The 6251-nt window shown below is 47.9% G+C and carries 6 protein-coding genes; 4 read left to right on the top strand and 2 right to left on the bottom strand.

What is annotated here, in order from left to right; all coding sequences use genetic code 11:
- Window positions 1-80: 80 nt before the first annotated feature.
- The gene (locus Q0E49_RS07660; RefSeq protein ID WP_295747690.1) at window positions 81-350 is read right to left on the bottom strand and encodes a hypothetical protein; all 270 of its coding nucleotides are present in this window, start codon (window positions 348-350) and stop codon (window positions 81-83) included.
- A 69-nt stretch (window positions 351-419) separates the two neighbouring features.
- The gene (locus Q0E49_RS07655; protein WP_295747687.1) at window positions 420-860 is read right to left on the bottom strand and encodes an HIT family protein; all 441 of its coding nucleotides are present in this window, start codon (window positions 858-860) and stop codon (window positions 420-422) included.
- A gap of 121 nt (window positions 861-981) precedes the next feature.
- Here Q0E49_RS07655 and Q0E49_RS07650 point away from each other — a divergent pair, with 121 nt between their 5' ends.
- From Q0E49_RS07650 to Q0E49_RS07635, 4 genes are read left to right on the top strand one after another with little or no spacing between them, the layout of a single operon-like run.
- Window positions 982-1719 (top strand): ABC transporter ATP-binding protein, encoded by a 738-nt coding sequence (locus Q0E49_RS07650; RefSeq protein WP_295747684.1) that lies wholly within the window; start codon window positions 982-984, stop codon window positions 1717-1719.
- Entirely contained in the window at window positions 1712-2917 is a 1206-nt protein-coding gene (locus Q0E49_RS07645; RefSeq protein ID WP_295747681.1) for an ABC transporter permease, read from the top strand. The genes Q0E49_RS07650 and Q0E49_RS07645 overlap by 8 nt, the downstream gene beginning before the upstream one ends.
- Before the next feature lie 19 nt (window positions 2918-2936).
- Window positions 2937-3581: a tRNA (guanosine(46)-N7)-methyltransferase TrmB gene (gene trmB, locus Q0E49_RS07640; protein ID WP_295747678.1), complete on the top strand. Its 645-nt coding sequence runs from the start codon at window positions 2937-2939 to the stop codon at window positions 3579-3581.
- Window positions 3582-3629: 48 nt separating this feature from the next.
- Window positions 3630-6143: an excinuclease ABC subunit UvrA gene (locus Q0E49_RS07635; protein WP_295747675.1), complete on the top strand. Its 2514-nt coding sequence runs from the start codon at window positions 3630-3632 to the stop codon at window positions 6141-6143.
- Window positions 6144-6251 lie beyond the last annotated feature (108 nt).

The following is a 6251-nucleotide window of genomic DNA, read 5'->3' as shown; positions in this document are numbered from 1 at the left end:
AAAAGAAGAACCGTTCGGAATTACAGCGAATTCCGAACGGTTCATTCATTATAAGGGACTTATGTCACAGCCCCTTTGTTTTAATAGTGTTGGTTGTTTGCCTGCTTAAGTCGGTGTTTAATTTTGGCCAACGGTTCCTCATTAGCGCGCTGCCAGTGATTTACCTGCCGGTTGAGGTGCACAATGGTTGGTTGGACTTCAACCAGCGATTTTTGCAGTTTGATGATCGATTGGCCAAGTTGTTTGCTAGAACTTTGTAGCGCCGTGATTGCTGCTTGAAACTCCTGGCGATTTTGGTTGGCGGCAGAAACTTTTCGCCTTATTTTCTGTGTGACTTGCTCAGCTGCCATCGATACCTCACTTTTGCACCGGGCCGCAACTGCGAATAGGTTGGGTGAGCCATTAATTGATAGGCGCATTTAATCCTCCAGGTGGTCAACAATGGCTTGTTGAACCTGCTTGTACTTTGCTTCGTCGTAGTTAGCGGAGTTGTCAGTAAAGTGGATTGAGAATGGGTCAGCAGCAGAATAGCGCGGTACTAAGTGAATGTGTGAGTGGAAGACAGACTGGTAAGCAACTTTGCCGTTGTTGTTCAAAATATTCATTCCCACAATGCGGGGGTCAGATTCCTTAATGGCTCGGGCAATCTTCGGTAGCCGGCTGAACACTGCGGCTGCCAACTCATCGTCGTAGGCGAAGATATCCTTGACGTGCTTTTTCGGAACCACGAGGGTGTGACCAGGGGTGTTTTGTGAGATATCTAAGAAGGCTTTAACAACGTCGTCTTCATAAACCGTGTAGCTAGGAATTTCACCGCGAATAATCTTACAGAAGATACAATTCTTTTCTTCCTCTGTCATGACAATCAACTCCTTATTAATAGTTAACCCTAGTATACTTGATTGACAGCGCTTATGCACGGCGCTTACCAGTAGTGTGATATAATTTGAGCCGATAGGAACGTCAAGAAAGGGTAATCTCATGACTTTACAAGTAAAAAACTTAGTTGGTGGCTATGGTCAGCTGCCGGTGCTTAAAGACGTTAGTTTAACGGTTGAACCAGGTCAGCTGGTAGGGTTGATCGGGTTAAACGGTGCCGGTAAATCGACGACCATTAACCACATCATTGGCCTTTTACATCCGTTCTCTGGTGAGATTTCGTTAGACGGGCTGACAATTAGAAAAAATGAACAGGAATATAAAAAAGAATTAGCTTATGTTCCAGAAGCGCCAATTTTGTATAACGAACTCACTCTCAAGGAACACTTGGAGATGACGATGCTTGCCTACGACCTGGCCCCCGACCAAACCTGGCCGAAAGCACACCGCTTATTGAAAATGTTCCGACTGGATAATAAACTGAACTGGTTCCCTGCCGAGTTTTCAAAGGGAATGAAGCAGAAGGTAATGATCTGCTGCGCCTTTTTGCCTGACGTTAAGTTGTTGATTGTTGACGAACCATTTTATGGGCTTGATCCATTGGCCGTTTATGACCTTCTTCAGTTGATTGAGGAGGTCAAAAAGAAAGGAACAGCTGTTTTGATGTCGACGCACGTTCTGGACACAGCGGAACGTTACTGTGACCGTTTTGTTCTCCTTGCCAATGGTAAAGTCAGGGCTCACGGAACACTGGATGAATTGCGAAAAACAGCTGGTCAACCGAGCGCGAGTCTGGATCAAATCTACCTGGAAATGACGGGAGATGGCGGCCATGAATGAACTTTATCGTGACCGGCGAGAGGGGCACTTTGTCAGTTTGCTCAAGTACTGGCGGCTGGTGTTCAACGACCACTTTGTGATTGCCCTCTTCTTTCTTTTAGGGGCATTAGCTTACTCTTATGCTGGTTGGTTGCCACATCTCACTGGTGGTCAATGGTGGGCACCGCCTGTACTTGCTATCTGGTTTACCCTGGTAGCACAACTGGGACGGTTTGCAACCTTGCTGAAGCCCGCAGACCGCATTTTCCTCCTGCCAAAAAGCTCCCAGATGGGAGACTACTTGAGAGGCGCCTGGTGGCTGAGCTTGTTGCTCGGCGAGTTAATCACAATTGCCGGGATTGTGGTGGCGTTGCCGATGGCTACTATTACGCTGCAGTGGCACAACTTCCAATGGCTTATGGCCTCGGGAGCCATGATATTGGCGGAAGCTAACTGGTTTATCCTGGCTAAGGACCAGTTGAACTTTAATTCCCGCTTACAGCGTGGATGGCGTCGTTGGGTAGTCAACCAGTGGGTAGAAACTTTTTTGATCGTTTCTAGTAGTTGGATTTACCATCCACTCGGCGGTCTGGTCTTTGCGGTTGTTCTTTTGTTCGTCAACAGTTGGGTAGCCAATAAGCCAGCTTATTCCCTTGAATGGAATGCAGCGATTGCGTTAGAAAATCACCGGATGGAACAACTATATCGGTTCTTCAACCTCTTTACGGATGTGCCAAGTGTCACCGGGCGGATTGCCCGGCGGCGGTGGGCCGACCGGTTAGTCAAGGGCTGGACAATTACCAATCACCCGTGGTCGTACCTTTTTGTTCGCGGCTTTGTTCGTGACACGGAAATGAGCGGACTGGCCATGCGGCTGACTGCCGTTGCGATGGTGGTTGTCTTCTTTATTCCACTGGGCTGGTTAAAGTGCGTCTTATCCCTGCTGTTTATCTACTTGCTAGCGGGCGAACTAACGCCGTTTTATCACCACTTTGATAACAACGCGATGGTCCATTTGCTGGCGGTGGGCGAGAAAGTAAAGTTAACTGATTTCCAATCCCTTTGCCGACGAGTACTTGTGTTGGCAACCACCTTAATTGCTGTTGCTAATCTGGGGTTCAGCCTGCGATGGCAGTGGGCAGTTATTAGCTTGGTAGTGGGCTTACTTTTGGCAGAATTGTTGGTAAGGTTGATGCCACGACGCTTGAAAAAAAGATAATTGATAATGGAGAGAATAAATGAGAGTAAAACACAAAAAATGGGCAGCACCACTGATTGCTGATCATCCGGAGATGATGGTTAGTGACCCGGCAAAATACGCTGGTCACTGGCAAGAACGGTTTGTTAAAAAGCAGCCTTTACGGCTAGAACTGGGGATGGGAAAGGGCCAATTTGTCATTGGGATGGCCAAGGCTCATCCGGAAATCAACTTTATCGGGATGGAGATTCAGACGACGGTGGCAGCCATTGCGCTGAAGAAGGCCCTCCCTGAAGAACTTCCCAACCTACAACTGATCAATGCCGATGGTGCAGACTTGCTGGACTTTTTTGCTCCGGGAGAAGTTGACGAACTCTACCTAAACTTTTCTGACCCGTGGCCTAAAAAGCGGCATACCAAGCGACGGTTGACGTACAAGTCGTTTTTACGGGAATACCAGCAGGTGCTTCGTCCAGCCGGGACAATTGAATTGAAAACAGACAATATGGGATTTTTTGAGTATTCACTACAGTCGCTGAATAACTTCGGAATGAAATTTGATGGTGTGTGGTTGGACTTGCACAATAGCGAGGAAAATACACACAATGTCGAAACCGAATATGAACAGCGGTTTGCGGCGAAGGGTCAGCCGATTTATAAGCTAACGGCTCATTTTGCTGGTTAAAATCAATCGCGGGCAACCGCGATTTTTTAATATGAGGGGGATTATTAAATGACAAAGCATTCGTCATTACCGACCAGAATCGAGGTCCGGGGAGCAAAAGTCCATAATTTAAAAAATGTTGACGTTGATATTCCGCTTCACCAGTTTGTGGCGATTTCGGGTTTATCTGGTTCTGGGAAAAGCTCACTGGCGATGGGAATCCTGTACGAGGAAGGGTCACGTCGTTACTTAGAAGCCCTTTCAACTTATACCAGGCGCCGAATTAAGCTCGGCAGTCAGGCTGACGTAAAAAGTGTGAAGCACATTCCGTCAGCTTTGGCCCTCAAACAGCGACCGTCGATTCCATCGGAACGGGCAACCGTTGGGACGATGAGTGAGGTCTTTAACGTCATTCGGCTTATTTTTTCTCGGCTGGGCAGCCCGGTCTGTCCGAATGGGCACCGACTGAAGCCGAGTTTAAAAATCGCAATGGCGATGAGTGACAGTGGCTCTCAAATGGGGCAGTTAACTTGTCCGGTATGTGGGGTTCATTTTCCGGCCTTCAGTGCGGAAGATTTTGCCTTCAACTCTGATGGGGACTGTCCAACTTGTCACGGGACTGGTAAAGTCCGTCAACTAGACGAATCAAAACTAATTGGCGATCCCAATTTGACACTAGCACAAGGGGCAGTCGCTTCTTGGCACCTTCCGGGGCGAAATTTCATGCCGAACGTGGCCCAACAAGCCGGGGTCCGGATCGATGTTCCCTACAAAGAGTTAACAGCTAAGGAAAAGGAATTTGTCATCAACGGGCCTAAAAAGAAGTTTCGGATGGACTTTCGTTCCGGCACGGGAAGAGTTTTCCATGACTTTAATGCCCTGTATGAGAATGCGAAGGAAGCAGTTTATGAGTCGGCAAAGACGAGTAAGAGTGCCCGGGCTCAGGAACGAATTGCGACCTTTTTTCATTATTCGACTTGTCCAACTTGTCACGGGACCCGTTTAAAGCCGGAACTCCTGACCCAATTAGCTGGTGGGTTAAACATTGCTCAGGTCAGCGACTTAACTTTAGGCGAATTGGAAGCGTGGAAGGAAAAGGTTGCTGCGGCGATAAGTCCTAATATGAAAAAGATGGCTTCTTCCATTCTTGCCGAATTTGAAGATAACCTAACGCCGCTCTTAGAACTGGGGCTAGACTACCTCACGCTTTCCCGAAACGGGAACACGCTTTCCACCGGGGAACTGCAGAGAATTCAACTGGCGCGGACGTTGCGGACGCAAACAACGGGGATCCTCTACGTTCTTGATGAACCATCAATTGGTTTGCATCCGGATAACGTTAGCGGCCTCCTTCACGTTTTCCGTCAACTAGTTGCCCAGGGTAATTCCTTGGTTGTCGTGGACCACAACGTCGACATTATTAAAGCAGCCAACTGGATTATTGAAATTGGTCCAGGATCTGGTGAAAAGGGTGGTCGAATCATTAACCAGGGGACCCCGGCGCAACTGGCAGCTGATCAGGACTCAAAAATTGGTCCCTACCTAAAGGGAACGGCTCAGCTGATGGCACGCAGACCTCAAGTCCCCACCGCTGACAGTATTCAGTTTGAAGTGGCTGGCTACAACAATATCGATGATGTCAAAGCTCAACTACCATTGCATGCTCTCTCGGCAGTAACTGGTTTTTCTGGCGCTGGTAAAACCAGCCTGATCTTTGATAGTTTGATTCCAGCTGTCAAAGCGCAAGCTGCAGGTCGGCAACTGCCAACTCAGGTGAAGAAACTTGCTTGTCCACTAAAGAAAGTGGTGAGCGTCGACGCGGCGCCGATTGGAAAGACGATGCGTTCAACGGTTGCTACTTACACTAGTATTATGAACAATTTGCGAAAGTTATTCGCTAGCCAGCCACTGGCAAAACAGAAACACTACACCGCTTCGTATTTCTCATATAACAATAAACAGGGTGCTTGTCCTAATTGTGGCGGTAGTGGCGTTGTGACTCTTGATATCCAGTTTTTACCTGACATGCAGCAGGTGTGCCCGCTTTGCCATGGTGACCGTTATAATAAAGCGGTCCAGGAGGTCAAGTGGCATGGGTACTCGATCGTTGACCTCTTGAAGTTAGACGTTACCCAGGCAATACCAGTTTTTACCGAAGTACCAAAAATTGAGCGAGAATTGTCACTGCTTGATGAAGTCGGGTTGTCATACCTTCACCTCGGTGAAATCACCCCAAGCCTTTCTGGTGGGGAGGCCCAGCGGCTTAAACTAGTTAAACACCTCAATCACCAACAAAAGACAACGCTCTTTGTCTTTGATGAACCAACGATTGGGTTACATCCACTAGATGTCAAGACGCTACTGAAGGTAATGCAGCGTTTGCTGGACCGTGGAGCAACGATTGTGACCATCACCCACGACTTAAACCTGGTAGTTAACGCGGATTACATGCTTGATATGGGTCCGCGTGGCGGCAGTGCTGGTGGCCAAATCGTGGCCAGTGGCACACCACAGGACTTGATTAAGCAGCCAACGAGTCTTACCACCCGTTACTTAGCCGAGTACTGGTCACGATTTCAGTAATCAAAAAAGCCACGAAGAATCAGAACGATTCTGAAGTGCAAGAAAAAAGTTAGACAAAATTAGACAATTAAGCTGCTAAGGCATGATTTCGGTATTCTACTGGGGTCA

It is taken from the genome of uncultured Limosilactobacillus sp. (assembly GCF_934202235.1).
GTDB lineage: Bacteria > Bacillota > Bacilli > Lactobacillales > Lactobacillaceae > Limosilactobacillus.
Note: the sequence above shows the minus strand (reverse complement) of the source record. Positions and strands in the feature narration are given on the sequence as shown.

Coding starts and splice junctions, on each gene's coding strand:
- Q0E49_RS07635 (WP_295747675.1), top strand. CDS start 3,630: ATGACAAAGCATTCGTCATTACCGACCAGAATCGAGGTCCGGGGAGCA.
- Q0E49_RS07645 (WP_295747681.1), top strand. CDS start 1,712: ATGAATGAACTTTATCGTGACCGGCGAGAGGGGCACTTTGTCAGTTTG.
- Q0E49_RS07660 (WP_295747690.1), bottom strand. CDS start 350: ATGGCAGCTGAGCAAGTCACACAGAAAATAAGGCGAAAAGTTTCTGCC.
- Q0E49_RS07655 (WP_295747687.1), bottom strand. CDS start 860: ATGACAGAGGAAGAAAAGAATTGTATCTTCTGTAAGATTATTCGCGGT.
- Q0E49_RS07650 (WP_295747684.1), top strand. CDS start 982: ATGACTTTACAAGTAAAAAACTTAGTTGGTGGCTATGGTCAGCTGCCG.
- trmB (WP_295747678.1), top strand. CDS start 2,937: ATGAGAGTAAAACACAAAAAATGGGCAGCACCACTGATTGCTGATCAT.